This is a genomic window from Coleofasciculus sp. E1-EBD-02, assembly GCF_040218245.1.
Classification (GTDB): Bacteria; Cyanobacteriota; Cyanobacteriia; order Cyanobacteriales; family Coleofasciculaceae; genus Coleofasciculus.
In genome coordinates this window covers 1-2,848 of the sequence record NZ_JAVJQN010000198.1, presented here as the reverse complement: position 1 = coordinate 2,848, position 2,848 = coordinate 1, and the positions used below count along the sequence as shown (strand labels likewise).

Annotated in this window: 1 protein-coding gene and 1 pseudogene; both read right to left on the bottom strand. The window is 44.5% G+C overall.

Annotation, left to right across the window (positions count from 1 at the left end; all coding sequences use genetic code 11):
- Window positions 1-281: 281 nt before the first annotated feature.
- Entirely contained in the window at window positions 282-1,025 is a 744-nt protein-coding gene (locus RIC07_RS30845) for a peptidylprolyl isomerase (RefSeq protein WP_446397847.1), read from the bottom strand.
- A 961-nt stretch (window positions 1,026-1,986) separates the two neighbouring features.
- Window positions 1,987-2,848 (bottom strand): annotated as a pseudogene (locus tag RIC07_RS30840) (hypothetical protein); the annotation flags it as partial.

The following is a 2,848-nucleotide window of genomic DNA, read 5'->3' as shown; positions in this document are numbered from 1 at the left end:
AACCTGTTTTAACTGATAGCTTACACCTTTGTCAGTAAGCCCCAACACCCGCCAAGCACTCAAGTGCTTGGCTAAAAGCTAAAGTCCATTAAAATGGACTAAAACTAGAGATGCAGTCGTCTTTAGACGACTTTCGCTATTGGTTCCTTGGGTTTTAACCCAAGGCGGTTGGTGAGACTGATGCAAGATGTAATTTTTAACTTCTGACATTCTACCTACGAAATCAGGACACGACACTGTCGTGCCCCTACATTATCCCGATTACACCCAAATAAAAACGCCTAAGACTCGCCCATAGCCGTCACCACCTCCACCTCCTCAACCTGTCGCTTTAACCACCCCTCAAACAACTCCAAAAGAATCTGATAACGCAGCTTGTCATCCAACTCCGGCTGAATAATCTCCTCCACTTTAATCAAATGCACCCCCTTAGACGTGACAATTGGCTTCAACACCTCCCCTGGCGTCGCCGCAAACACTTTCGCCGAAATCTCTGGTTTCATTTGCTGGCGTTTAACCACTCCTAAATATCCTCCCTTGCGCCGTAATTCTTGCTCCTGAATATACTCTTGAGCCATCTCCGCAAAACTGGTTTCCGCTTCCTGAAGTTCATAAAACAACGCTAGTGCTAAATCTTCATCATCTAAAACCACTTCATACATTACCGCTGCTGCATAGTCTAATTGATGTTCATAAAACCAGGGTTCCACTTTATCGCCAAACAAATGCTGGGCTAATTTCCCGGAAAGGACATTGATGTAAACCATCTCTTCAAAATCATCCAGAGAAAGGGCGAATTTTTGCAGCCACGCCCAGGTGTCATCTGCATTGAGCAGTTTATTCATGAACCGCATTTGATCGGCTGCTTGTTGTAATTCGGCAATTTCAACCTGGATACTGGCTTCAGTTGCGGCTGAGTTAATAATTTTGCGGGTGATGATTCCTTCGATAATTGTGGGAATCTGACAGGCGAGTTTGAGGTGATGCAGGATGTCTTGGTTGGTAATTGTGATGGCTTGTGACATGATTTTTATCCTAAGTAATTAGAGTTGTCTGGGGAGTTTCTTTCTACCCCTATTGTTTTCTTCCGTTTCACGGGTTATGGAAAACCTCTCTCCAAACCTCTCTCCTGCAAGGCGAGAGGTTTTCAGACTCCCCCTTCCCTTGCAGATACTGCTGGCGAATCAGGGGTCAGACCCCTCACCCCGCTGCTCTATTCCTTCACGTCCATTCATGGTTCACGCTGAGAGTAACCCGTCAGCTTGCGTCCTGGAATGATATGATGTTCAGACCCATCACCCTGAATAAACAAGCCCGAAACCCTTGCGGTTACAGCATTGCTATTCTGGGCAATTCAAGTGAGTGCTAAGGGAGTTGCGGCTTAATAATATACCAATCAAGCTTGGCTGAGTTGATGAATACAGCTTTCCTCACTGGTACTTTATTTTTACGCAGCTCCCTAAGTACTGGACTTTGGACTGGCATAAAACGGCACGCTCCGGCAAGTGCAAGTAATTCTTGTCGGGCATGGGTTGTGGAGAAAGGCAATCTGGAGGAAGGGGGGGGTTTTGCGATCGCGAATACCAAGCCGTGGGCTACTTATAGCACTACGCATTAGGGTTAGGACAAATGAAGAAAAAATCAAATAACTCAATCCCTTGTCAGGTAAGCGTTTTTCTTCAAAGAAAGCCCATAACACACCGAGCGAAGCGTTCGACTGAACTTCGACAGGCTCAGGGGTCCGCGCTCACGCCGAAGTCCGAGGTGTTGCCTATTGCCTATTCCCGCTTCGCGTAGCGCTATATGTACGTTTTGGGATGATCGCTAAAAATATTACGGCATAAAGCTTAACGCTGGATTTAGTATATTTGTACTAAACTGCTTCAGTGTAGGGCGCATCTAAACAACCCTCAATTTGAAGCGTATAAATTGTATTCCTCTTTCTATATTGATCTATATTTCTTTATTCAAAATAGCTAAGATTGATTAAGCGTACTGCCTGCGTAGGCGGGCAAATGAACTTGTGCGAGTCGTCGCTTTTAACAATCCATTTGACTGGGCAAAAAAACGAGATAAATTCATAGCACAAGCTATAACAATATGCTGTAAATGAGTTTTAGCTAGCCCGGAATATCGAGTCCGTCGTAAATCTAATTTCCGCACACAAGAGAGAAATTGTCCCTTCAACTCCCGCACGACAGGAGTACTTTTTCTTGAATTCTTTAGTTTTTTGCTCTTGGCGACGCAGGTTAAGGAACTCATACTCGTCGCGAGGTCACAAGTTTCCGTCAAGTTAACTTTATATCCTGTCCAAGTTTTCTCTCTTTTCTTTCCATTTCTTGCCTCCGTGTCATAGGGCGATTCAATCGAGATTGAGTTGGGAGGTAATCCCGTTTTTTCTTTTTTCCTCCATAACAATCTTCCCTCGATAAATACATACTGTTGAATCCACACACGTCTCAATGTGTCCACGCTCTCGATTTGACGCAACTTTTCGGCTTGTGTGTCACCTTCACGCCATAAGCTTTCCAACAGATGGTGTCCATCCCTGCCAATTAACAATGCCATTTCTTCCCGTTTGGTTTTCTCTTTGGGTAACCGATAATTTTCCACTCGTTCACTGTATCGGTCAAACCAATCTTCTGATATAATTTCTTGTAGCCATTCCGGGGCAAGGATAGCTATTTGATTCAGTGTTGCTCTTAGGGTTTCGCCAACTAATTCTAAACGATTGACTTGACGTATAGCCGCCACCACCTGGGTTGAGTCTGTACGCTGTTTTCCTCTCGACTTGATTAATTTATGTTCCTTAAAGTGAGACACCATCACATCCAGCAACTTATTTGAT